A 24998-nucleotide genomic window follows, 5' to 3' on the forward strand; every position below is an offset into this window, starting at 1 on the left:
GAACCTATTTTAATGCATTATTTATAAATTTTATTATTTCCTTCAACGAATTTTCGACTTTTCTTGTATTTTGGATATTAATCAGGTCATCATCTTTCATCTTTTCCAAATTTTTCAAGACAAATTCATCATATAAAAATTCCTCTATTGAAATTAATATAAATTCTGATATAACATCTGTATTATATTTATTGCCATTTTTACTGTTAAATTTTTCAACAATATTTATTTTTATAAAATCAGTTGATTTTTCCTGCAGTTCTTGAAAGAATATCCTTAATTTTGGATCAATTAAATATTTCTCAACTGCTCTTAGCTTCATATTATTCAAAATTTTAACAGCATAATTCATTTTAGCTTTTACGTAATCTTCTAAAACCTTTTCTGGAACTTGATCAACATTTATATTTTCAAGATTTTCAATTATTTCCTTTTTTATTTTTTCTAAAACTTCGTAAAGCAGCTCTTCCTTAGTTGCAAAATATGTATAAAAACTCCCTTTAGATATTCCTAGATCTTTCGTAATGTCTTCCACCTTAGTTTCCTCATATCCATTTTTTGCAAATAGTTCCCATGCTTTATCTATTATCTTTTTTCTTTTCTGACTTCTTGCACTCTTCTTCTTTTCCAAGCGTCTCCCACCTAACAAATAAAATTGACCTGTAAGTCATTTTTATATAATATACTGTTTTTTCTATTTTGTCAATCATTTTTGCTCTAAAAAATAAATTAAAATTTTTCAATAAAAAAAACATAAATTTGTTTTCCTTGAAAATTAAAAACAGGGATAAAATTTTCTATCCCTGCCTTCTTTAATTCTTAAATTTATTTTTTAAATCTAATACAAATTTTGTCAAATCTTCTGTAAATGCTTCTGCGTTAGCTTTTACCTTTTCTGAAAAATCAGCTAAATTTTCTTTTACTTCTTTTGACTTGCTTTCAAATTTTTCTTTTAATTCCTTATATTCGATATCTGTTTTTAGTTTTGATTCATATTCTTTTGCAAATTCTAAATCTTTCTGAACAACTTTGGCATCTTTTCGAAGGATTGTTTCAGGATTGTATTTATTCAAAAAATTATCCAGTTCTGTATTCCCTGATTCGGAAGTTAACAAAATCAATGCATAATGGTTATTTACAAGGTGTTTTGAAACATCTTCAAATATGCTTATTATTTTCTTGTCAGCCTTTTCACCTTGACTTTCGCCTATCATAGCTCCTACTGCTCCACCAAAAATAACTCCCAACGGACCTCCGATAATTCCAATAAGACCTCCAAGAAGCCCTCCGTTTAAAAATCCTATATTTCCATTTGCATTTACTTCGAATCCATCCTTGAAACCCAGCTTATCGTCTTCCTTTCTTACAACTGCAGCCTGAGTAATTACATAATTTTCCCCTGAATATTTTGTCTTTATGTCAGCCAGAACCTCAAATGCGCTTAGCTGATTTTCAAATGTTGCTAATAAAACATTATTTTCCATGGCAACTCTCCTTTATTTTTTAAATTGACTAATTATAGTCCTAAAAAAATAGTTTTTATTTTGCCAGTACTTATTTTTTACTTTTAAAAAATAAATTTACTCCCATAATTCCTGCAATAACAAATCCTAATAATCCCAATCCAGAAATTCCAAATATTTTTGGAGGAATGTTTGCTAGAGCTAGTATTGATGAACCCACAAATATTGATGAAATAATAATTGCTAGTACTAATTGCTCAAAAGTCTTTTGAAATTTCTCAAAACCAATTATTTCGTGCTTATGTTTTAATTCATTTTTTTGAATTTTTTCCAAAATATTTTTTAAATCTGTAGGTAAAGTTAGCCAGTTATCAGAAAATGTTTCCAATTTTTCTGTTCCCTTTTTAAAAATATTTACTGGATTCATCCGCTCTCTTGCTATTTTATCCATATATGGCCGCATAATTCCCGTTATATTAAGACTTGGATCCAAATGCCGTCCAATTCCTTCAATTTGACCAATTCCCTTTATTAACAGATAAATATCTTCAGAAAGCAGAATTTGGTTATCGCTGAATATTTTCCTTGCCTTTTCAAAAATCGTAACAATATCTATACTTTCCAATGAATTTCCGTCCACCATCTCAATCAATCCGTAAAGTTCACGTTCAAACTTTCTTTCATCTGCAACTTCAAATTTTATTGCCAGCTTACGTATAATTTCAATCATTTTTTTTACATCTTTTTTCAATGAATAAATAATCACATTTATTAAAAGTTCTCGCTCATTTGGATAAAGTCTTCCCATTGCACCAAAATCAATAAATACAATTTGCCCATTTTCCTTTATAAAAATATTGCCAGGATGAGGGTCAGCATGAAAAAATCCGTGTTTTAAAAACTGTACCAAATACAAATCAAGTCCAGTTCTTGCAACTTCTTCAGGTTTTTTCCCTATTTCTACTATTTTTTCCTTATCAGTAATTTTAAAGCCTTCTATCATTTCCATTGTAAGAATATGGTTATTGGAAAGATGTTTATATACGATTGGAACGTGAATTCTCTCGTCCCCTTTAAAATTATTTGCAAAACGCTCTATATTACGAAGCTCGTTACTAAGTGAAAGCTCCTCATTGAGCATTTTTTCAAAACTTTCCACAACATCTGCAATATTCATTTTTTTCATTTCTTCATAATAATTTTCCAAAGCTTTTGCAAGATTTTTCATAATTTCCAAATCTGCTTCAATTACAGGCTTTATATTTTCTCTTTGAATCTTTACAACAACTTTTTCCCCATTTTTTAATTTTCCTCTAAACACCTGCCCTATTGAAGCTGATGCCATTGGTTCTTCCTCTATTTCAGAAAAATAATCATCTACTTCTATTCCAAGTTCGAGATTCATTTTTTTTCTTACATCTACTTCTTCAATCTCCACATTATCTTGTAATTTTTGAAGCTGTAAAAGCATCTCTTCAGGCAAAATATCTTTTCGATTACTTAACATTTGCCCAAATTTTACATATACAGGCCCCATTTCCTCAATCGCCATTCTTATTCTTTCATAAAAAGTACAGGCATTTATTTCATCAATCTTGTCGCTGTATTTCCTTTTTATATTTCTAGGAATATACTTTTCCAAGTCTCCCCTTTTAAATAGTTCATCAAACCCATATTGAGCAATTACTGAAGAAAGCTTTACAAGCCTTTTTGTCTTCTGTATAAAATCTGCCATCTAATTTATTCTCCTCTTTATTGAAAATACTTGGTAACATCAAAAAATACAATAACCAACATCAAAACAAGTAAAAATATCATTCCAATCATATGTATTTTTTCTTCTATTTTTTTATTTACTTTTATTCCAAAAAATTCAGGAATGACAAATATCAGCCTTCCCCCGTCAAGCGCTGGAATTGGAAGCAAGTTCATAATTCCAATATTTATGGAAATTAATACAAATACTCCAAGCATAGCAAAAATCCCTCCTTGCCCATAAGCCTCGCCAACTATCTTAGGAAGTCCTACAGGCCCTGTCATTTCCTTCATTGCCACTTTTCCTGTTATAAGCATTCTCACACCATCAAGTGTTATTTTAAAATAATCTCCAAACATAGAAAAACTAATTTTTACTCTTTCTCCAATTGTTGATTTTTGGCTTAAAAGATGTACTCCAAGTATGTTTCCTTTTACTTCCTCGTTATAAGTTAATTTTACATTTTCAGTAATTTCCTTATTATCTCTCAAGATTTTTAGAGCTATATCTTCATTTTTATAATTTTTACTAATTTCTCCAATTCTTTTTGTCATTTCACTCCAATTGGATATATTTTTACCATTAATTGCCAAAATCTTATCATTTACCTTCAATCTTCCATTTACTTTTGAACTTTGCTCAACTCCTCCAACTATAGCTTGAGAATATTTAGGCGGCAGCACTCCTGCTACTGAAAGAATTATAAACAATACTGCCAATGCAGAGATAAAGTTCATCACAACTCCCGCAATCAGCACAACAAATCTGCTAAACGGCGACTTGGCAAAAAATCCATTTTTTTGAATATTTTCCTGTCTCTTTAATTCCTTTTCTACAACCTTGCTAAGCCTTCTTTCTACTTCATCAATAAATTTTTCATCTTCAATTTCATTATCTTTGTTACCTGTTTCATTTTTCAATTCCTCAATAATCTCATCCATTTTTTCCTTCTTAAATACTTCCAAATCGAACCTTTCATGCTGCATTCCCTCAATATTAACAAATCCTCCTAAAGGCAAAATTCTGATTGAATAAGTCGTCTCATTCTTTTTTAACGAAAAAATCTTTGGCCCCATTCCAATCGCAAATTCAGTAACAGGCATCCCAAAATATTTAGCTGTTGCGAAATGCCCCAATTCATGCAAAAATATAATTAATCCCAAAATTACTATTGTAAAAACCATTCCCATTTATCTATTCTCCTAATTTTCTTTTTTTTATATTTATTTCAAACTATTTTAATTGATAATTTCTTTTTCACTTTATGAATTTATTAAAAAATACTGCTTTAAATGAGAAAACATCTCAAAAAAAGCAGCTAAATTTCAAAACTTAACTTAATATCCTCAATATTTAATTATAATAAATTGCTGTCTCTTGACTCTTCTCCCAATGAGGCATCAATATCTTCATAGTCAATTCCAACTGGAATAGAAGTTAAAACTTTGTCAGTAACCTTTGATAGATGAGCGTTCATTGCATACGCCGCTCCACTTACAAAATCTATTACTCTTTGTCCCACTTCATATTCTAAAAATTCCAAGCTGAATGTTACAACTTTATTTTCTTTTATTGCATCTGCGATTAATCTTGAATCTTCAAAAACTTTCGGTCTTATAATCGAAACATAGCTTACTTTAGACGATGGCATCTTTACAATTTCCTCCTTTTTTCCTACGCCAAAAAGACTTCCTATTCCTTTTTTTTCTTCTGGCTGTTTTTCCTGTTCCACACGATTTACTGTTGCTTTTTGCTGAACTTTAGACTGCTGATTTTGTTGCGGCTGTTCTACTGTCACTTCTTTTTTCATCATTTGACAATTCTTCAGATAACTCATCTTCATCATCTTCAATATCATCACCAAAAAACTCCATTAATTTTCTTTTAAGTCCCAAAGCATAACCTCCTATTCAAATAATTTACTTCCTATCCTAATTATTGTCGCACCATTTTTTAATGCTTCAATATAATCATTCGACATTCCCATAGAAAGCTCGGTAATGTAATTATATTTTTTTTGATACTCTTCCTTTAGCTCTCTCATCTTTAAAAAATAACTGTTTATTTCCTGCTGTGAAGCTTCATATGGAGCCATTGTCATAAAACCTTCTATTTTTACGTTACTCATAGAAAAATATTTTTCACTATCTTTTTTAAAGTCTTCAATATAAATTCCTGTTTTGGATTCTTCCTTTGAAACATTGATTTGAATTAATCCGTTTATAACTCTATTATTCTCAATAGCTTTTTTATTTATTTCTTCTAAAAGTTCATAAGAATCAATCGAATGTATTAAATTCACACTATTAATTATATACTTTATTTTATTTTTTTGCAACCTTCCAATAAAATCCCATTTGATATTTTTATATTTTTCATCTGAAAATTCATTTAGCTTATCTCGATAAAGCTGAGCCCGATTTTCACCAAAATAATCATAACCCATATCAATTATAGCCTTATGCTTTTCCACATCAAAATATTTACTAACAAACAAAATTTTTACTTTTTCAGGATACGGTGAATATTTTTTTATATCTTCAAAAATTTTATTATAATTTTGCTGAATTTTTATATTATCAAGTTCCATTCCTGCTCCTTTTGACTTGCTACATATTTTACAATAACACTATTATAACCTTTTTTTCAAATAAATTCAACAAATACATCATTTGCGAGTAACATTCCTCTTTTTGTTAATCTAAGCCTTATTTCATAAGCATTTTTTACAATATTTCCATCTAAATCTTCATTATTTTTAACTTTATTTTTTATTTCTTTTTCTTTTGTTACGATATTTTTTTCAGTTTTTCTGGTATTTTTATCTAAAAATTCAACTTTTCTCACAACAAATTTTTCAAGTAGTCCATTTTTTATAAGTTTTTCAACTTTCTCATCCTCAGAATATTCAATTCCCTCTTGAATTAATCTTAGCCCCAGCATTTTCTTCAATTTTTCACTTTCGATTTCATCTACAATTTCAATTGTATTTTCATCAATTGGCAAATTTCCACTATCAATCAAATCATAATATTTCTTAAATGTTCTTACATTACTATGCCTATTTCCACTGTAATAGCTAGCAGCACTCATTCCTACACCAACAAACTTTACATTTCTCCAATATTTCAAATTGTGTCTTCCACTATTTTTCTGTTTTTTCTTAATTATTTCAAAATCTTCCAAATTTTTCAATATTTCTTCATTATTCTTAATTTCTGAAAAATTTTGAAAACCTATTTTATTTTCTGAATCACAATTTTCACTGATATTTTTATTTTGCTCAAAATTCCCATCAATCCGTGCAAAATTTGATATTTCGTAATGACAATACCTATTTTCATTAAAAAACTCAATAATCATCTCATACATCTGAGCTTCTACATCCTGATCAATTTCCGACAGAATCCCCTTTTGCAATTTACTCCAGAAAACAGTCCCTTCCTCCCAGATAAGCGAGTAAATTGACACATTTTCAGGCTTTAATTCTTTCAAAATATTCAAATCCTTCTGCAAATCCTCAATACTTTGATTAGGAATTCCAAACATCAAATCCACAGTTATATTCTCAAATCCAGCTTCTCTAGCCATTTTATAGACATTTATCGCATCTTCTGAACTATGCTGTCTTCCAATAAATTTCAAAACGTGATTCTGAAAGCTCTGTATCCCAATACTCAGCCTATTTATCCCAATTTCCCGAATTTCCTTCAATTTTTCCAAAGTCATATCCGTTGGATTTAATTCCAAAGTAATTTCGGCATTTTCACTCCACTCCAGTTCATCCATTATTTCTCTTATCATCTCAACTGGCAGTAATGACGGCGTTCCTCCACCAAAATAAATCGTATCATACTTATATTTGGGATACATTCTCATTTCCCTAATCAAATAATCTACATATTTTCTATATTCTTTCTCCATATTAATATACGTACAAAAATCACAATATCCGCATTTTTTGTCACAAAATGGGATATGAATATATATCGCATCAATATTTTTCTCTTTTATTTTTTCCATACTTTATTCTTTCCACAAATTCTCTCTAAAAATTTTATTATTTTTTTTATTACAAAATATCTATAGCTTTCTAATAAAAAAGATCAGAAAAACTAAACTTTTGTCAAAAAATTAAACATTTAGTTTAAGTAATCTTCTGATCTCTTTAAAAAATTATAATCCTAAAAATTTTGAAAATTCTTCCATTGTTTTATCAAGTTTTGCTTTTACATTTTCATTTGAATCTGCATTTACACTAAAATAGAATTTGATTTTTGGCTCTGTTCCAGATGGACGGGCTGTAATGTAAGTATCGTCTTCCAGAACAAATTGTAAAACGTTTTCTTTTGGTAATTTTATTTCAGTTTCTGCTCCTGTTTCCAAGTTGTATTCTTTGTGTGAAAAGAAATCACGTTTAATTTTAATCTTTTTACCAATCAGTTCGTCTTTTACGTTTTCTCTCAAATTAGTCATAAGAGCAGCCATTTGTTCAATTCCATCTTTTCCTTTAAGGGTTACAGATTTTATTCCTTCTAGATAATATCCAAATTCTTTATATAATTTTTGTAATTCTTCGTAAATTGAACTTCCGATTGAATCATAGTAAGCAGCCATTTCAGCGATTACCATTGAAGTTACTAGTGCATCCTTATCTCTTGCATGTGTTCCGATCAAATATCCGTAACTTTCCTCAAATCCAAATAAATATGTTCCATCCAATTCCTTATTTTCAAATTGTCTAATTTTTTCTCCAATATATTTAAATCCTGTCAATGTTTTCATAACTCCAACATTTTTTGAAGGTGCAACTACATCAATCATCGGTGTAGAAACAACTGTTGTTATAACTTTTGCATTTGCAGGAATGTCTTTCTTATTATTTAGAAGATATTGCAGTAACAATAATCCAACTTGGTTTCCATTTGGATAATACCATTCATTTTTATCATCTTTTACAGCAATACCAATTCTATCTGCATCGGGATCATTTGCCATAACTATTTTTGCCCCAATTTCATCAGCTAATTTTACTCCAAGCTTAAATGCCGCTTTTTCTTCAGGATTTGCATAAGTTACAGTTGGAAAGTTCCCGTCTGGCTCAATTTGTTCCTTCACAACTTCAAAATTATACCCAAAATCAGATAAAATACGTTTCATTGGACGTCCACCAGTTCCATGAAGTGGAGTGTAAACTATTTTAAAGTTTTCTTTTCCCGGAATATTTGTTTTTAAAGTTTGTGTTTTTATTGCATCTAAATAATCATCATCAATTTTTCCATCCAATTGAATAATTAATCCTTTTTCTCTTCCTTCTGCTTCAGAAATTACTTTAATTTCTTCAAGAGTCTGAATTTTATTAACTTCAGCAACAATCGCAGGTGCATGAGGATCTACAACTTGAGCTCCATCATCCCAGTAAACCTTGTATCCGTTATATTCCACAGGGTTATGTGACGCAGTTACGACAATCCCAGCCATAGTACCTTTATATCTTACTCCAAATGACAATTCAGGCGTAGAACGCAAGTCTTCATAAATATATGCCTTAATTCCGTTAGCAGCCATAACTCTTGCAGTATTCAATGCATATTCCCTTGAACCAATTCTACAGTCGTGAGCAATTATAATTCCTTTTTCTTTTGCCAATTTTTCATCGAATTTCAGCATATAATTTGCAAGCCCTTGAGTTGCTTTTCTAATTACATATTTATTAATTCTGTTAGTTCCAATCCCACGAACACCTCTAATTCCACCAGTTCCAAAGCTCAAATCTTTAAAAAATCTGTCTTCGATTTCCTTTTCATTTCCAGCTAAACTTCTTAATTCTTCCTTGTCTTTTTCATCAACAGCTTCTGAATTTAACCAGTATTCATATTTTTTCATATATTCCATGGTATGCCTCCTAAAAATTTTATTTAAACAATTTTAACTTCTATTATTTTTGTAGTTTATTTTAAACTAAATATCTCCAAAAATTTTTCTATTCTATATTAATTTTACCACATTTATTTAATTTAACAAATATCAAAATCAAAAAAATTACAATTTTTTTACTAAAATTAAAACCAGCACAAAAAACATCACAATGATATTCACAACAAACGGTAAAAAAGGATTAAAATTTAATAAATGCCCTGAAAGAAGTGAACCAATTGCAGTTCCAAGAGAACCTACTGCAGAAGCAACTCCCAATATTTTCCCTTGATTTTCTTTATATCTCTGAGCAATAATAGTATTTCCAAGAGAACGTACAATTTCATAAGTCATCGTATAAACAGCCATCAAAAGATATGGAGTTACACCTAATTTAACTCTAAATAAAATCACTGCCATCAATATTATTCCAACAAAAATCAAAAATTTATAGATACTTTTTTCCTTAAATTTTTTCAGTAGTTTTCCCAGCAAAAATGCAGTTCCAAAAAAAGCAAGTAATGACGAACACATAACAAAAGTTCCAATCGTATCAGAAGAAACTTTTTCATAAAATTTCAAAAAATAGTTTAAAGCGCTTCCATAAGAATAAATTCCTATTCCTGAAAGTAAAATTATAAGACAGAAGAACTTGGAATACCCGTCTAACTCCTTAATATATCTAAAGGTTGCAAATGGATTTAAGTCCTTTTTACTTCTTTCTTCCAAATCATCATTCTTTTTCACAATTTCCTTCATTATCAGTAAAATAATTATCGAAACAATGCTTCCACCGATAAATTGTAGTGCAAAGGATGTTCTCGGATCATTCGTAGCAGTTGCAGCATATCCTCCTATTTTCTGCCCAATTGCTCCACCAATTACAGTTGCAGAACTTACTTTTGCAATATTTTTTGCTTTCTCGCCTTTTTCAGAAAGCTGACTCACATATCCAAATGCCACAGCATATGTTCCTCCAGATGCAAATCCCGAAATCATACGTGCCAAAAATATAAACGGTACATTTGTCCCAAACCCAAAAATAAGCTGTGACATCCCATAACAAATTGGCATAAAGACAAATATCCTCTTCATCCCAACTCTATCCGCTAAGGCCCCCAAATAAGGCGAAGAAATAAACATCGCTGTACTCATAAATGCCAGAAGTTCCCCCGAAATACTCTTTTTCCACCCTCTCACTTCAATTAGTGCAGGTGTAGCAGGATGCCCTAAATTATAAACAATAATACATAAAAACATTAATATTATCATCTTATTAATATTTTTCTTCTTTTCAAATTTCTCATTTTTTTTCATTTATTTCTCCCTTAAATTTTCCAAAAAAAAAATCAATAAAAATTATTTATTGATTTTCTATTTTTAAATATTTTTAAAACTTACTAGTCTGATATTCTTCCAAATTCATCAGCTGGTTTTTGTATAGCTTTTACTATTTGAATAACACATATTACAAATTCAACTAAAAGAATTATACCACCGATAAAAAGAAAAGCTGTTAACATTCCTATTATTCCTGCTATTAAAAAATATATTCCTTCTTGTTTTCTTCCTGCATAAAATGCATGAATTCCAAAACATCCTAAAAACCAAGCTAATAAGCAATAAATTGCTTTATTGTATTTAGGATTTCCATTTGCTGCATTTTCAGGTAAATTAGTTTCTGACATAACGTATCCTCCTTTAAATTTATTTATATGTTATAATTTTTTACTAGAATAATCCTGGAATACTTACTCCACCAGTAACTACTTCCATTTCTTTTTCAGCCATTTCTTCAGCTTTATCCAAGATTTCGTTTACTGCATTTATAATTAAATCTGAAACAATAGTTGCGTCATTTTCTTCAATTGCATCTTTTAACACATCTAATGAAATTGATAAATCTACAATTTTTTTCTGTCCATTTGCTTTTACAGTAATTCCTCCACCAGCAACAGATGTTTCTACAAATTTATCTTTTAATCCTTCTTGAATTTTTAACATTTCTTGTTGCATTACTTGAGCTTGTTTGATTATATCCTGTTGATTTCCACCAGATTTATTTCCTGCTCCTTTTATTTTTCTAACCATAGTTGATAATTCCTCCTACGAATTATAATTTAATATTTATAACAATTTTTATTTTTATAAAAAAAAATGGTGGAGAGAGAAGGATTCGAACCTTCGAAGGCTGAGCCGGCAGATTTACAGTCTGATCCCTTTGGCCACTCGGGAACCTCTCCACAACATTCTAAATTTTAAATAGTGGTGCCGCTTGTCGGACTCGAACCAACCACCTACTGATTACAAGTCAGTTGCTCTACCAGATGAGCTAAAGCGGCATTAAATGGCGGAAGTGACGAGACTCGAACTCGCGACATCTTGCGTGACAGGCAAGCACTCTAACCAACTGAGCTACACCTCCATAATGGTGGTCACAATTGGGATCGAACCAATGACCCCCTGCTTGTAAGGCAGGTGCTCTCCCAGCTGAGCTATGCGACCATAAATATTCACCATTTAATATTTTAATTATTTAATTTTATATTTGGTACGGCCTAGGGGGATCGAACCCCTGTTACCGGGATGAAAACCCGAGGTCCTAACCACTAGACGAAGGCCGCACATCCATTCCCTTATTTGTTATTACTACTAACAGACAAGAAATATAATATCATATTTGATTTTATTTGTCAACAACTTTTTCAAAAAAAATTATTTTCTTTCAAAATTAGCTATTTTTTACACTTTTATTACAATGATTTTCTGTAAGCTATTTAATTCCTTTTCAATTTCATCATTTGCTGATATTTTCATTGTTACCCTATTTGAATAATTTTTTTCCAATATTTCTATTCCGAAATTTTGACTATTTCCATTTAAAAATACCTCCATTTCTGAAGTATATTCATAGTCATAATCTAAAATGAAAATGGATTTTTCCACATATTCTGTAATTTCTGCCTCAGTGACAGCTAATTTCGCAGTTTTTGCATAATTTCTTATAAGTCCGCCTGCCCCCAGCTTTATTCCTCCAAAATATCTTGTTGCAACTATTGCCACATTATACACGTCTAAAATGTTAAGTATTTCCGCCATTGGTTTTCCCGCTGTATTGCTTGGTTCTCCATCATCATTGTACTTAAAATATTCCTGTCCATTTTCCATTACTCTGTAAAGTGGGACATTGTGAGTTGCATTTGGATGCATTTTTTTTATTGAATCAATAAACTTTTCAGCTTCAGCTACTGTCGAAACTGGCTTAATGTAGCCAATAAATTTTGATTTTTTTTCTTCAAATTCAATTATTGTTTCTTTTTTTACTGTTTTCAAGCTTCTCCTCCTTTCGTTCTATAAATTTAAAGATATTATTATGTTATCATAAAAATAAAACTCAGACAACCTATTTTTGCAATTAAGTTCATCTGAGTTTCTATAATTTCTTATTGAGTTACTGGCTGTATCTGCACATATCCTTCCAACTGCTTAAATTTATTTGTACTTGCGAATTTCTTTTGTATTCTCTTATAATCGGCATCTGTCAGATTTTTAGCTTCTACTCCATCAGAATACATACTTTTCATAAATATTGCCACTTCAACCATGCCAAATACTTCCGTATCAGCTTTTTTATTATCTTCCAATGCTTTTTCGGAAACTTTTGCATTTTCAATATCATTTACATAATCATCAACAAGGCTGATTTTGTCTCCCGTTTTCCAATATCTTTCAGCCGTTTTCCGAAAATTACTCAAAACTTGTGCATATTCCTGACTGTTTAATTCTTTTGTATTATTTTTTACAGCAGCCGTTTTTTTAACATTTTGATTTTTCCCAGCTCCATTCATTGTCCTTGCATTTCCAATATAGCTCATACTCATCAAAAGTAATGCTATTCCAATTAATTTTTTACTTTTTTTCATTTTTACCAATTCTCCTTTTTATTTTAACATTTTACTATTTTATAATAATTCCGAATTCTAAATTACACTATTGAATATCCTTTTATTTCGCTTAATATTTTAGTTTTAATTCTGACTCTTATACAGCAGTAATTAGCTTTTTATATGATTTTTATTTTGAGTCTTCCCAGCCTTCTCTTTTTCCTTTTTTCTCTCATTTTCTAAAACTTCATCCAGCAGCTTAATTACTCTTGTGTTTTCAAAGTCTTTCCGATATTTTGCTATTACGTTATCATCAGCAACGGAAAGCATTTGGGCAACTGCAAGATACAATGCCAACTCTGACTGTTCGTTAAAATAAACGTCCTCATAGCTCACATCTTTTGTTGAAACATTATCAAGATAATATTTTACAGCATTTTCTATCCCATAGTTCATCATATTTTTTGCAATTTTTACTTCTGCAATTTTTAGCTTAAATCCTCTTATATAATCATCTGGAATACCAAACTCCTTCTGATTTTTTGCTATTTTAAAATAGTTAATTATACGTTGATATTTGTTAATTTCATCTTTTTGGCTCTCTAAAGTTTCTTTTCCATTATCCAAAATTTCTTTTACATTCTGAATATAAGTTCGGCTATCGTCAATTTCTTCCTCTTCAGTCTGAGAATTATCTGCATCGTCCTTATTCTGGATTATACCTTTCTTATCATCGTATGAAAATCCACCAGGCAAGTCATTTACTTCACTTGTATCCTTATCTTCCTCTCCTGTAAAAAATTCACCCAATGTATCAATAAACATTACCATATCCAAATTATTTTCCAGCATATCTATTAATTCCATTGCAACTGAACCTTTATAACGTTTCTTCAGAAGATTATAATACAATTTTGCATTTTTTTCATCGCCTTTTAACTTATAGTATGTAAATTCATTAGATAATTTATCAAACGGTTTTGAATACGGAGCAATTTTATCCATATACTCTCTCGCCTTTTTAAAATCCTTTTTTTCACCCACCATATAAGCTCCAACAAGAACTGCTCCTAATGTTTCATTTCTCTCATCTTTTTCATAAATTTCCTTCAACTTTAAAAAATTTTCATTTTCTTGTCCATCTTCATTAAAGAAGTTTTTCTCATCTCTGATGTCATACTGGAATTTTATTGTTTCATCAATAACATCCTGTCTTATTCCAATTTTTGAAAGCCTGTCCTGTATCAGTTCCGCTCTTGTATATGCTGATAATTCAGTATTAAGGGTAAAAAATAACGGCAACGATAATGATACAAATAATCTTTTCATAAATTCCTCCTATTCTTAATTTACCATTTTTGACAAAAAATCCTTGTCTTTTTCAGTTTCTTTCTGAATTTTTTTCGCAATCCACGTATCTTCCAGCTTCGCTCCATTGCTTATTTTTAACAAATCTTCCTTTATTTCTTCGTTCATTATTACAACGTTGAAATAAAGTATCACTTCAGCTCGAAGATTATAATTCCGTATTTCTTCACTAACATCATCATTTACGACATTATCCAAATATTCTGCAACAGCCTGTTTTACTTCTCCCTTATCAAAGTTGCTACGTATCTTATTCAGATAGTAAGTCAGCTTCATGAGATAATATTCCTCATCAGAAACTCCAACTTTTTTTCTTTCGTTTTCATTTTTAAGTAATTTTAGGATTTTTTCTGTCAACATCTGCTTTTCATTAAAATCTCTTGCAACAAAAATTTTTGACAACGCTATTATAACTGGATTATTATATTTTTTAGGAATTTCATCCATATATTTTTCAAAATTTGACATATCTCCCTTATCTAGAGCGTACATCATTTTTGAAAAAGTTTTTTCGTATTCATAAGGTGTATACTTTACAAATAAGTCAAGATATTTTTTATAATCTCCACTTATTTTAGATTCAAAAATAGTAATTAGAGCTTGAGCAGCTATATAGTTTCTCTCATCCTTCTGAAGAAGTTTTTCAAGTTTTGCCACTCTTTCACGAATAATTTTTTCATCATTTTCAAAATATTCTGTATCTCGAATTTCATAATCCAAAGCTATTGTTTCATCAATTAAAGCCTGCTTTATACCAAGCTTTGATAAAGTTTCCTGAATTTTTTCCTTTTGTGTAAATCCGTACATCTCAAAATTTATTGCAAAAAATATTCCTAAAATCAAAAATAATTTTTTCATCTTTACCACATCCTTAAATTTTGATAAAAACATTTTTTCTAATATTTAAACTCATCTCCTAAATTACATTACTATATTATATCCTATATTTTTGATTTTTAAAATATTTTTTTGAATTTTCTTATAATTTTTCAAAAAATTAAACTAATATCTATTCCTACAAGTTTCAAAAAAAAATCCACAATCACTAAGAAACCTTGTGTTAAACGAGATCCACTCAAATAAACAATTACAAATATGATCAAAATTCCATATCTTTCAATTTTATTATAAAACTCTCTAATTTTATTTCCCGAAAAAGAATAAACTATTCTACCTCCATCAAGCGGAGTTATTGGTATTAAGTTGAACAGTCCAAGCAAAAGGTTTATTACATAAACATAAATCATGACTGTCATAAAAATATTATCCATATCCAGGTATTTACTACCTAGTTTTAAAAATACAAGTGAAATTCCTGCAAGAATAAAGTTTACTACTATTCCAGCAACTGCAACACAGAATAGTCCTAGCCGATGCGGTCTTAAATTATAAAAATTAACTGGAACAGGCTTTGCCCATCCTACCAAAAATTTGAATCCGCTCAAAAGTATAAGAACTGGTAGAATTATTCCTGTCAAATCAATATGTTTAAGAGGATTTAGGGTAATTCTTCCTTCTCTTTTGGCAGTATCATCACCAAATTTATATGCCACATATCCGTGCGCCACTTCGTGAAGAGTCATTGATATTACAAATACCAAAAGTGAAATTATCATATCCCTTGAAATTTCTACCACAAAAAAAATCCTTGCAATAAAATAAATAATAATAGCAGCAATAATCCCCAGTTTTATTTCTGAATATTGGGGATTTAAAACCTTAAACCTGTCATAATAATTTTTTACTATTTTCACAAAACTTCCTTTCCAAAATCGCAGGCCTTTCGTCCAATTCCTGCCACATTTCTCTTTTACTCCTCTTCAATCCCCGCTTTCGCATCTTTTTTCCAAAACGATATACCAATTTTTAGTTTATGTATTCCAGACTTTTTCATGCTTTCTTTTATTTATATTTAAAAGTCTCTTTTATATCAACTGATAAATACTTCTTATTCTCAATTCTCCTGACTTTTTTCAAATTCATAACCCAAGTTTATTTTTATTTAAGCTAATTATACCAAATTTCATAAAAAATAACAAAGAATTTTAAAAAAAATAAATAAAAAATATATGGAGTACCAAAATTGATACTCCAACTAACCTTTTTTATTACATTTTTGTTTTTACTATTTTTTGAACATTCCAGTAACTTTATCTGCTAATCCCTTAGCTCCTTCTACTGTCTTGTCTAATGCTTCTTCTGCTCCTTTTTTAACATCTTGAACAATTTTGTTATTTGCAGCTTTTTCTGCTAAATCTTTTGCTCCTTCTACTGTTTTGTCTAGAACATCTTCAGTTCCTTTTTTAATATTTTGAGCAACTTCACTTTCTGCAAATTCTTTTGTTTTATCAGCGGCTTTATCAGCTAAGTCCTTTGCTCCATCTACTGTTTTTTTAAGAGCATCTTCTGCTCCTTTTTTCAAATCATCAAAATTCATAATTCTTTCCTCCATTTTTATTATTATTTATAATTATTAACTAATTATCCTATTCCACAGTTACTGATTTTGCCAAGTTTCTTGGTTTATCAACATCATTTCCTTTTAATTTTGATAAATAATATGCCAATAACTGATGAATTACGATTGTAGGAAATCCCGCATAGTCATCTTCTACATTTGGAATATAGAACACTTCATCAGCCACTTCTTCTACAACTGTATTTCCTTCTTTCGCAATCGCAATAACATAAGCTCCTCTTGAGGTAACTTCTTTTATATTTGATACTGATTTTTCAAACAAGTCCGACTGTGTAACATTTACAACAACTGGCACTCCATCTGTAATTAGTGCTATAGTTCCGTGTTTTAATTCTCCAGAGGCAAAAGCTTCTGAATGAATATATGAAATTTCTTTAGATTTTAATGCACCTTCTACAGCAATTACATAGTCAAGCCCACGTCCAAGATAGAACATGCTTTCATTATCTTTAATCTTATCTGCAACATCTTTTATTTTTTCATTATATTCCAGCATTTTCTGAATGCTTTGTTCCACTTCATATAATTTCTTAATGTTCTCAGTAGCTTCATCTTTTGTAATTTTTCCAAATTTATATGCAAAGTCTATTGCCATCAAGTATAAAATAACCATCTGAGTTGTATACGCCTTTGTAGAGGCAACAGCAATTTCAGGCCCTGCCCAAGTGTAAATAACATGATCTGCTTCCCTTGCTATCGAAGAACCAACTACGTTTGTAATTGCAACAACTCTTGCTCCATGTCTTTTTGCCTCTTTCATAGCTTCAAGCGTATCTAAAGTTTCTCCAGACTGGCTTAACACAATAACTAAAGCGTTATCATTAATTACAGGATTTCTATATCTAAATTCTGATGCAATGTCGACATCCACACGGATTCTTGTTTTTTTCTCAATAATATACTTTCCAACAAGCCCAGCATGGTAAGCGGTTCCACAAGCTACAATATAAATATCATTAATTCCTTCCAAATATTCCTTTGTAAGCCCTGCATCATCAAAATTAATGTTATAATTTTCGTCAACTCTGCTGTTCAAAGTTTTTATAAGCACTTCTGGCTGTTCAAAAATTTCTTTTTCCATAAAATACTCATATCCACCTTTAGAAGCAGCTTCCAAATCCCACTCAATATGAGTTATGTCTCTTTTTATCTCATTCCCGTCTACATCCATAATTTTTACAGAGTCTTTTTTTATTTCCACAATTTCATTATTTTCAATCAAGTATACATCTCTAGTATATTTCAAAATTGCAGGAATATCTGACGCAATAAAGTTTTCTCCATCTCCAAGCCCTACAATAAGTGGACTTTCCTTTCTTGCCGCAATAATTCTGTCAGGCTCGTTTACAGACATAATTCCAAGTGCATACGCACCTTTTATAACTTTTAACAATTTCTTTACTGTTTCAAGCAAGTCTCCTGTATAAAGTTCATCTAGCAAATGTGCCACAACTTCTGTATCAGTTTCTGATTTAAACTCATACCCTTTTGCAACTAAATCTTTTTTTAGTTCCAGATAATTTTCAATAATTCCGTTATGAACAACAACTAATGTTTTATCCTTGTTAAAATGAGGATGTGAATTTTCATCAGATGGCTTACCATGTGTTGCCCATCTTGTATGCCCTATCGCAACTGTCCCTAAAAGCGGATGTTTTTCTAGTTCATCAGCTAGATTCTGCAATCTTCCCACTTTTTTTACAATCTCAAATTTCTCATTTCCAGTATTAACAGCAATTCCAGCTGAATCATATCCTCTGTACTCCAACTTTTCTAACCCGTCAATAACAAATTCCTGAGCATTTTTAGCTCCAATGTAACCTACAATTCCACACATAATTTTCTCCTTCAATAATATAAAATTACTAGAAAATGCTACTATAATACCTTTGTAACTCCAATTACTCAGAATTTTTGTGTATCATTAAGGTTGTAACCACCTAAAGAGCATCCGCCGATAATTCGATAACTCTTTTCCCTCGTCTCCTTTTAAAGCAATATTTTTCCTAATTAATTATCCCAAAAGGACTGGCGCTTTTCAACTTTTATTTTCTAGTTCAAATGATTATATCAAATTTTTTATATTTTTTCAATATGTGAAACTTATTTTTGATTGGGCTGTATACAGTATATTGTTTAATTTAAGTACAATAATTGAATGTATAAGAAGCAAGGAAAGAGCATGTAAATCTTCTTATTCCCTGCTTTTTTTCTTTATAAAGAAGTTAAGTAGTCAACTAATTCTTTTTCAATTTGTGCATTAAACTTTCCAATTCGGAAGTTGTATTTAATATCCTCAAAGCTTTCTGGATTTTCTTCCATTTCCTTTTTTACCACAGCTGGAAATTCATTCCAAAAAGTATTGTATTTTCCATCAACATACGAAATCAATGTAGGTATTTTAATTCTTTCATCTGTATCTGGAAAAAATTCTTTGGCAGTTTCCCTTGAACGATAGTCAATTTTTATTTTATTGTTCAAGTCACTGAATTTTTTTAGGAAAGGGACAGTTGCACGGCAATCTGGGCAGTAAACCTGTGCTACTGCAATAATTATAATATCTTTGTCTATATTTTTGATAGCTTTTTCAGTTTCTTCAGATAAAGAAATTTTTTCTATAATTCTTAATTGCTTTTTATCTTCTTCTGCCTCAGTTACTTCAAATTTTAAATAATCTTCAAATGTTCCCATATTTTTCACCTCACAAATTTATTTTTATTCCTTTTAGTATTGTATCATTATTGTATGAATTTTTGCAAGTTTTTAAAATTTTAATTCAAATTTTTGGTGGAATGTGTTAAAATCAATATAGGAGGAAATTTTATTATGTATAAAGCTGTTGTAAGTGATTTAGATGGAACACTTTTAAATGAAGAGCATAAAGTTAGTTCATTTACGAAAGAAACAATTGAATTATTACTAAAAAAAGGAATAAAATTTTATATTGCAACTGGACGTGGGTACACTGGTGCAAAAGAGATAATGGATGAAATTGGCTTTAAAATACCACTAATTACATCAAATGGCGCTAGAATCATAGATGAAAATGGTTTAGAAATTTACATCAACAATATTGAGCAAAAATACGTGGATAAAATTTTTTCAATTGACTATAAATCATTTGACAAGGGAATAATTTTAAATGGATTCTCAGGCAATCATTGGTACGTAACAGAAGATGCCAGGGACTATTTTTATGCTCAAAAGCCAAATAGAAAGCAATATCCGGAGCAGATTGAATGGGAGAACTTTGAAAAACTTGCCTTTACAAAAATATTTTTTTTAGGCAAGCACGAAAAACTGCTGGAAATAGAAAAGGAAGTCCGGAAGATAACAAACGGAGGAGTCAATATAGTATTTGTAAATGAAAAAAGTCTGGAAATTTTTTCCAAAGACTGTGATAAAGCTGTTGCAGCAGAATTTTTATTAAAAAGAGATGGACTGACATTACAAGAGGCTGTTTCATTTGGAGATGGATTTAATGACTATGATTTAATAACTCAAACTGGATTAGGGTTTGCAATGAAAAATTCGATTTATTTATTGCTTGAGAAATTGACAGATACAGAAGTTATCGAAAGTAATACAAATGATGGAATGGCTAAGAAAGTAAGGGAAATTTTTAATCTTTAAAAAAGTATTTTATGAATAAATAAGAGAGGGAAGGTAAATAATGAACAAAGTAGCATTAGTTGTAGATGATACATCTTATATTAGGGAAGATATAAAAGATATTTTAGAGGAACAAGGATACAAGGTATTTGAAGCAGGTGATGGACTGGAAGCTGTGGAAATGTATAAAAAAGTAAATCCTGCAATCGTAACAATGGATATAAACATGCCAAGAATGCATGGATTAAAAGCCACACAAGTCATCACGGATTTTGACAAGGATGCCAAAATTATGATTTGTAGCACAATGGTTATGTTCCCAAATTATATGAAAATGGGAAAAGAAGCTGGAGCAAAGGCATTTTTATCAAAGCCTTTTGATGAAGATGAATTTATGAATGAATTTTCAAAATTATTTTTATAGTTTGTTTTTTTGTCTTTATAAATTTTTAAATATAATAATTTTTTATTTGTTTTAGTATTTATAGAAAATGGTTTAGTAAAATAAAATATGTAAACTTAGAAAAGGAGAAAAAATCAAATGTTTAAGGCTGTTGTAACTGATTTGGACGGAACACTTTTAAATGGAGAGCATAAAGTAAGTGAATTTACTAGGAAAACAGTAAAACTGCTGTTAAAAAAAGGAATTAAGTTTTATATTGCAACTGGAAGAAATTATTTAGGAGCAAAGGAGGCTATGGACGAGCTTGATGTACAAGTCCCTTTGATTACTTCACATGGATCTGTTGCTTTTGATGAAAACGGAAATGAGATTTTTTCAAATAAACTTAAAAGAGAATATTTGGATAAAGTTCTGAATATTGATTATAAGTCATTTGGGAAAGATATTATTATAACTGGATATGCCGGACCAAACTGGTTTGTTACAGAAAATTTGAGGGAATATTTTTATAACAAGAAGCCTGACAGAACTAGATACCCTCAGCAGATTACTTCTGAAGAATTTAAAAAACAAGACTTTACAAAAATCTTTTTCCTTGGAGAAGATCATGATGAATTACTGGAACTGGAAAATGAAATAAAAAGAGTAATTGGTGAGGAAAATATAAGTCTTTTATTTGCAAATGAAGGAAGTCTAGAGGTTTTTCCTGCAGATTGTAACAAAGCCAAAGCGGCAGAAGTGCTGCTGGAAAGAGATGGATTGACATTGAAGGATGCTGTTTCATTTGGGGACGGACTGAATGACTATGACTTGATAACTCAAACAGGGCTTGGATTTGCAATGGAAAATTCGATTTATTTATTGCTTGAAAAATTAACAGACACAGAAATTATTGCAAGCAATGCAAATGATGGAATGGCCAAAAAAGTTCGAGAGATATTTGATTTATAAGATTGAAGAAAGAAGGAAAACTTATGTATAAAGCAGTTATTAGTGATTTGGATGGAACTTTGCTAAGCAGAGGTCATCATGTTACAAAATTTACTAAAAATGTAATAAAGGAAATAATAAAAAAAGGAGTAAATTTTTATATTGCCTCAGGCAGAAGTTATGATCAAATTGGATATGTGACTGAACAGCTTGAAGTAAAGATTCCAGTTATAGCAGCAAATGGTGCAAGAATTTTTGATGCAGATGGAAATATGATATATGAAAAAGGATTGTCAAGTAAAGCAGCAACAGCAATATTGGCGCTTGATTACGAGAATATTGCAGAAGGTTCACACCTAAACATTTTTTCAGGAAATGACTGGATTATTACCAAAGGAACGGCTCAAAAAGTGTATGACAGAATTCCAAGAGATGTAAAAGTTGACTTTAAGGAAGTTCCAAAAAATGAATTAAAAAATTTGGATATATTAAAAATATTCTACATTGGAGATCATGAGCAACTTACAAACTTAGAAAAAGCCATCTTGAAAATAACAGATGATGTAAATGTTATCTTTGTAAGTGATTACTGTATGGAAGTTATGGCAAAAGGTGCAAATAAAGGAGCGGCGGCAAAATTCTTGTTAGAAAGGGAAGGCTTGGAACTAAAGGATGCAGTAGCCTTTGGTGATGGTGAGAATGATTTTGAAATGCTTACAATGGTTGGAAAAGGCTATGCAATGGGAAATTCCATCGACAGGCTAAGAAAACTGTTACCAAAAGATTTTGAATTTGTTAGAGAAAATACGGAAGATGGAGAAGCTGTGAAATTACAGGAGCTGTTTTTGGAAAGAGCAAAAAATCTTTAATTTTACAGAAAAAAGATTAAATTAGTATAGAAATAGTATTTATTTGATAAAAAAGTTCTAAAAAAATTTCGAAATAATCGTTATTATAATAAATAGTAGCGATTATTTTTTTATTATTTTGGCACAACCAAAACGATATTTCCTATTGACTGTGCCATTAGTGTTTTTCTAATTTTTAGTAGAAATCGCATCTACATCATATTGTTTTTCTAGCTCAATTTGAGAATTATTCTTTAAGTCATAATAAGCTGCAACACCTATCATAGCAGCATTATCAGTGCAATATTCCATTTTTGGAAAATAAACTTCTATTTGATTACCTTCATTAGTTTGAATATTTTTAAATTCCGAAAATTTTTCACGAAGTCTTCTATTTGCTGAAACACCACCTGCGACAAGTATCGTTTTCACATCTTTTTCCTTTACAGCTATCAATATTTTATCATATAAGACATTTACAATAATTTCCTGAAGAGATTTTGCAATATCTTCTTTTGAAATAGGATTACCTTTCATCTTTTGATTATTTACATAATTAGTTATAAAAGTCTTTATTCCACTAAAACTGAAGTTGTAGCCGTTAATTTTTGGTTTTTTTATTTTTAAAATATCTTCTCCATTTACTGATAGTCTATCAATATGTGGCCCTCCTGGATATTCTAATCCCAATATTCTTGCAATTTTATCATAAGTTTCTCCAACAGCATCGTCCAATGTTTCACCAAGTAAATCAGTAATTATTTTTCCATTTTCTTCGTAAATATAATACAAGTTTGTATGTCCGCCTGATACAACTAGTGATATTGCAGGTAATTTTACATCGTTATCAATAAAACTTGAGAAAATATGTCCATTAATGTGATTTACTGGAAGTAGCGGAATATTGTTGGCATAACTCAAGGATTTTGCGAACATCAAGCCTACAAGCAGGGAACCGATAAGTCCAGGAGTATTTGTTACAGCGATGTAATCGATATCGCTTAATTGACAATTTGCTTTTTCCAGAGCTTCAGTAAATACTGGTAAAATATTTTCAATGTGATGCCGTGAGGCAATTTCAGGAACTACCCCTCCAAATTCCTTATGAATATCAATCTGAGTGGAAATAATATTGCTTAAAATCTTTTTTCCATCTTCTACAACTGCAACGGAAGTTTCATCACAGGATGTTTCAAATGCAAGTATTTTCATGGTTTTCTCTCTTTCTTCTTTTTGTTTTTCATTTTTCTCTTCAATTTTTAATTGTCATATTCCTTAACAATTTTGTTAAATACAGTTTCTACAGAAATTCCAGCCATACAATCTGCATATTTCTTAGGAAATTTGTCATCTCCATAAAGTGAATGTGGCGGACAGTTTGGATTATTTAGTAAAAATGTACTTTTTTCAAAGGAAAATAATTTTGGATCAGTTGGTCCAAAAAATACAAAAGTTTTGACTTTTACGGCTCTAGCTATATGGAAAGGGCCTGAATCGTTTACAATTGATGCTTTGGCATATTTTAGTAATATTCCACTTTCTTTAAAAGAGATTTTTCCACACAAATCAATCACTCGTCCATCTCCATCAGCTTTTACAACATTCGCATCTTCTTTTCCACCAATCACAAAAATTCTTAACTTTTCATTATTTTTTACAAATTTACTTTCATTTTTGAGAAACTTTTTTGCCAGTTCATCATAATAAGGCCACTTTTTTGTAAATTTAGAAGCTCCTGGAGCCAACACAAAATAACTTCCGTCTTTCAAATCATATTTTTGTACAAATTCTTCTTCTATTTTTTTATCAACATAAAATTCCAGATTATCTCCAAATCCATTTTTCATATTTTTATCAGAAAAACTTATTCCCAGTTTTTTTAATGCTGTAAAATAACTTTCAACAATTGTACAATCTGCGTTATATGTAATAAGTTTCGCTTTTACAAGTATAGTTTTCCACCATTTTCTTTTTTTATATCGGCAATACTGAGTGTGTCTATTTTCAAGGATTTTTCCAATAATTCTAGAAAGAAATTTAGAATGTAAATCAATAACGTAGTCATAATTCTCTATTTTCAGCTTATTTATAATATCTTTTATATAATTTCTATCCTTGCTTTTTCTTTTATCAAAAATCACCAAATTTCTAATTTCGGGATTCAATGAAATTGCCCCAGAAAAAGTATTATAAACTATAAAATCTATCACAGCCTCTGGATACTTCTCTTTAATTGCCCTTATCACTGGAGTTGTAAGAACCACATCTCCAAATGAACTAAATCTTATTATTAATATTTTCATATTTTTCCTTTTCTAAATAAGAATATTATTTTACTC

Annotated in this window: 26 protein-coding genes and 5 tRNA genes; 4 read left to right on the plus strand and 27 right to left on the minus strand. The window is 30.1% G+C overall.

What is annotated here, in order from left to right; all coding sequences use genetic code 11:
- Positions 1 to 4: 4 nt before the first annotated feature.
- The 25 genes from AB8B23_RS10570 to AB8B23_RS10690 form a co-directional block, all read right to left on the minus strand.
- Entirely contained in the window at positions 5 to 631 is a 627-nt protein-coding gene (locus tag AB8B23_RS10570) for a TetR/AcrR family transcriptional regulator (RefSeq protein ID WP_369712704.1), read from the minus strand.
- Positions 632 to 812: 181 nt separating this feature from the next.
- Positions 813 to 1484 carry a DUF1269 domain-containing protein gene (locus AB8B23_RS10575; protein WP_369712705.1) on the minus strand — a complete coding sequence of 224 codons (672 nt, stop codon included), beginning with the start codon at positions 1482 to 1484 and terminating at the stop codon, positions 813 to 815.
- A gap of 70 nt (positions 1485 to 1554) precedes the next feature.
- Positions 1555 to 3198, minus strand: coding sequence for an ABC1 kinase family protein (locus AB8B23_RS10580; RefSeq protein ID WP_369712707.1), 1644 nt, complete (start codon positions 3196 to 3198; stop codon positions 1555 to 1557).
- 17 nt (positions 3199 to 3215) lie between these two features.
- Positions 3216 to 4409 carry a M50 family metallopeptidase gene (locus AB8B23_RS10585; RefSeq protein WP_369712708.1) on the minus strand — a complete coding sequence of 398 codons (1194 nt, stop codon included), beginning with the start codon at positions 4407 to 4409 and terminating at the stop codon, positions 3216 to 3218.
- Positions 4410 to 4576: 167 nt separating this feature from the next.
- Positions 4577 to 5032 carry a cell division protein SepF gene (locus tag AB8B23_RS10590; protein ID WP_369712710.1) on the minus strand — a complete coding sequence of 152 codons (456 nt, stop codon included), beginning with the start codon at positions 5030 to 5032 and terminating at the stop codon, positions 4577 to 4579.
- On the minus strand, positions 4980 to 5114 hold the full coding sequence (locus AB8B23_RS10595) for a hypothetical protein (RefSeq protein WP_369712712.1): 135 nt from the start codon (positions 5112 to 5114) through the stop codon (positions 4980 to 4982). The genes AB8B23_RS10590 and AB8B23_RS10595 overlap by 53 nt, the downstream gene beginning before the upstream one ends.
- A gap of 11 nt (positions 5115 to 5125) precedes the next feature.
- Positions 5126 to 5809, minus strand: a complete 684-nt coding sequence (locus tag AB8B23_RS10600; RefSeq protein WP_369712713.1) for a YggS family pyridoxal phosphate-dependent enzyme — start codon at positions 5807 to 5809, stop codon at positions 5126 to 5128.
- A gap of 56 nt (positions 5810 to 5865) precedes the next feature.
- On the minus strand, positions 5866 to 7242 hold the full coding sequence (hemW, locus tag AB8B23_RS10605; RefSeq protein WP_369712715.1) for a radical SAM family heme chaperone HemW: 1377 nt from the start codon (positions 7240 to 7242) through the stop codon (positions 5866 to 5868).
- A gap of 153 nt (positions 7243 to 7395) precedes the next feature.
- Positions 7396 to 9114, minus strand: a complete 1719-nt coding sequence (locus AB8B23_RS10610; protein WP_369712717.1) for a phospho-sugar mutase — start codon at positions 9112 to 9114, stop codon at positions 7396 to 7398.
- Positions 9115 to 9261: 147 nt separating this feature from the next.
- On the minus strand, positions 9262 to 10452 hold the full coding sequence (locus AB8B23_RS10615) for an MFS transporter (protein WP_021743721.1): 1191 nt from the start codon (positions 10450 to 10452) through the stop codon (positions 9262 to 9264).
- 83 nt (positions 10453 to 10535) lie between these two features.
- A complete protein-coding gene (locus tag AB8B23_RS10620; protein WP_021743722.1) occupies positions 10536 to 10823 on the minus strand; it encodes a TM2 domain-containing protein in 288 nt (95 codons plus the stop codon).
- Between the two features lie 43 nt (positions 10824 to 10866).
- A complete protein-coding gene (locus AB8B23_RS10625; RefSeq protein WP_021743723.1) occupies positions 10867 to 11226 on the minus strand; it encodes a YbaB/EbfC family nucleoid-associated protein in 360 nt (119 codons plus the stop codon).
- 67 nt (positions 11227 to 11293) lie between these two features.
- A tRNA-Tyr gene (locus AB8B23_RS10630) sits at positions 11294 to 11378 on the minus strand.
- A 23-nt stretch (positions 11379 to 11401) separates the two neighbouring features.
- Positions 11402 to 11477 (minus strand) — tRNA-Thr (locus AB8B23_RS10635).
- 6 nt (positions 11478 to 11483) lie between these two features.
- Positions 11484 to 11560 (minus strand) — tRNA-Asp (locus AB8B23_RS10640).
- 4 nt (positions 11561 to 11564) lie between these two features.
- Positions 11565 to 11640, minus strand: a tRNA-Val gene (locus AB8B23_RS10645).
- Positions 11641 to 11684: 44 nt separating this feature from the next.
- Positions 11685 to 11759 (minus strand) — tRNA-Glu (locus AB8B23_RS10650).
- 118 nt (positions 11760 to 11877) lie between these two features.
- Positions 11878 to 12468 (minus strand): IMPACT family protein, encoded by a 591-nt coding sequence (locus AB8B23_RS10655; RefSeq protein ID WP_369712719.1) that lies wholly within the window; start codon positions 12466 to 12468, stop codon positions 11878 to 11880.
- A 110-nt stretch (positions 12469 to 12578) separates the two neighbouring features.
- Entirely contained in the window at positions 12579 to 13058 is a 480-nt protein-coding gene (locus AB8B23_RS10660; RefSeq protein ID WP_369712720.1) for a hypothetical protein, read from the minus strand.
- A gap of 132 nt (positions 13059 to 13190) precedes the next feature.
- Positions 13191 to 14348, minus strand: a complete 1158-nt coding sequence (locus AB8B23_RS10665; RefSeq protein WP_021744188.1) for a hypothetical protein — start codon at positions 14346 to 14348, stop codon at positions 13191 to 13193.
- Positions 14349 to 14363: 15 nt separating this feature from the next.
- Entirely contained in the window at positions 14364 to 15245 is an 882-nt protein-coding gene (locus tag AB8B23_RS10670; protein WP_369712722.1) for a hypothetical protein, read from the minus strand.
- A gap of 131 nt (positions 15246 to 15376) precedes the next feature.
- Complete coding sequence (locus tag AB8B23_RS10675; protein ID WP_021744190.1) at positions 15377 to 16141, minus strand: site-2 protease family protein; 765 nt, start codon at positions 16139 to 16141, stop codon at positions 15377 to 15379.
- Positions 16142 to 16512: 371 nt separating this feature from the next.
- Positions 16513 to 16824: a hypothetical protein gene (locus tag AB8B23_RS10680; protein WP_369712724.1), complete on the minus strand. Its 312-nt coding sequence runs from the start codon at positions 16822 to 16824 to the stop codon at positions 16513 to 16515.
- A 49-nt stretch (positions 16825 to 16873) separates the two neighbouring features.
- Entirely contained in the window at positions 16874 to 18703 is a 1830-nt protein-coding gene (gene glmS / locus AB8B23_RS10685) for a glutamine--fructose-6-phosphate transaminase (isomerizing) (RefSeq protein WP_369712726.1), read from the minus strand.
- Between the two features lie 377 nt (positions 18704 to 19080).
- A complete protein-coding gene (locus tag AB8B23_RS10690; RefSeq protein ID WP_369712727.1) occupies positions 19081 to 19557 on the minus strand; it encodes a thioredoxin family protein in 477 nt (158 codons plus the stop codon).
- Positions 19558 to 19692: 135 nt separating this feature from the next.
- Between AB8B23_RS10690 and AB8B23_RS10695 the strand changes: the two genes are divergently transcribed.
- The 4 genes from AB8B23_RS10695 (at position 19693) to AB8B23_RS10710 (ending at position 22680) form a co-directional block, all read left to right on the plus strand.
- Entirely contained in the window at positions 19693 to 20499 is an 807-nt protein-coding gene (locus AB8B23_RS10695; protein ID WP_369712729.1) for an HAD family hydrolase, read from the plus strand.
- A gap of 40 nt (positions 20500 to 20539) precedes the next feature.
- Positions 20540 to 20902, plus strand: a complete 363-nt coding sequence (locus AB8B23_RS10700; protein WP_021744196.1) for a response regulator — start codon at positions 20540 to 20542, stop codon at positions 20900 to 20902.
- A gap of 117 nt (positions 20903 to 21019) precedes the next feature.
- Entirely contained in the window at positions 21020 to 21832 is an 813-nt protein-coding gene (locus tag AB8B23_RS10705; RefSeq protein WP_369712730.1) for an HAD family hydrolase, read from the plus strand.
- Positions 21833 to 21855: 23 nt separating this feature from the next.
- Positions 21856 to 22680, plus strand: a complete 825-nt coding sequence (locus tag AB8B23_RS10710) for an HAD family hydrolase (protein WP_369712732.1) — start codon at positions 21856 to 21858, stop codon at positions 22678 to 22680.
- Between the two features lie 168 nt (positions 22681 to 22848).
- Here the strand turns inward: AB8B23_RS10710 and tsaD are convergent, their stop codons facing one another.
- A complete protein-coding gene (gene tsaD, locus AB8B23_RS10715) occupies positions 22849 to 23871 on the minus strand; it encodes a tRNA (adenosine(37)-N6)-threonylcarbamoyltransferase complex transferase subunit TsaD (protein ID WP_369712733.1) in 1023 nt (340 codons plus the stop codon).
- Between the two features lie 47 nt (positions 23872 to 23918).
- Entirely contained in the window at positions 23919 to 24962 is a 1044-nt protein-coding gene (locus tag AB8B23_RS10720) for a glycosyltransferase family 9 protein (RefSeq protein ID WP_369712735.1), read from the minus strand.
- Positions 24963 to 24998 lie beyond the last annotated feature (36 nt).

It is taken from the genome of Leptotrichia sp. HSP-342, assembly GCF_041199995.1.
Lineage (GTDB): Bacteria > Fusobacteriota > Fusobacteriia > Fusobacteriales > Leptotrichiaceae > Leptotrichia > Leptotrichia mesophila.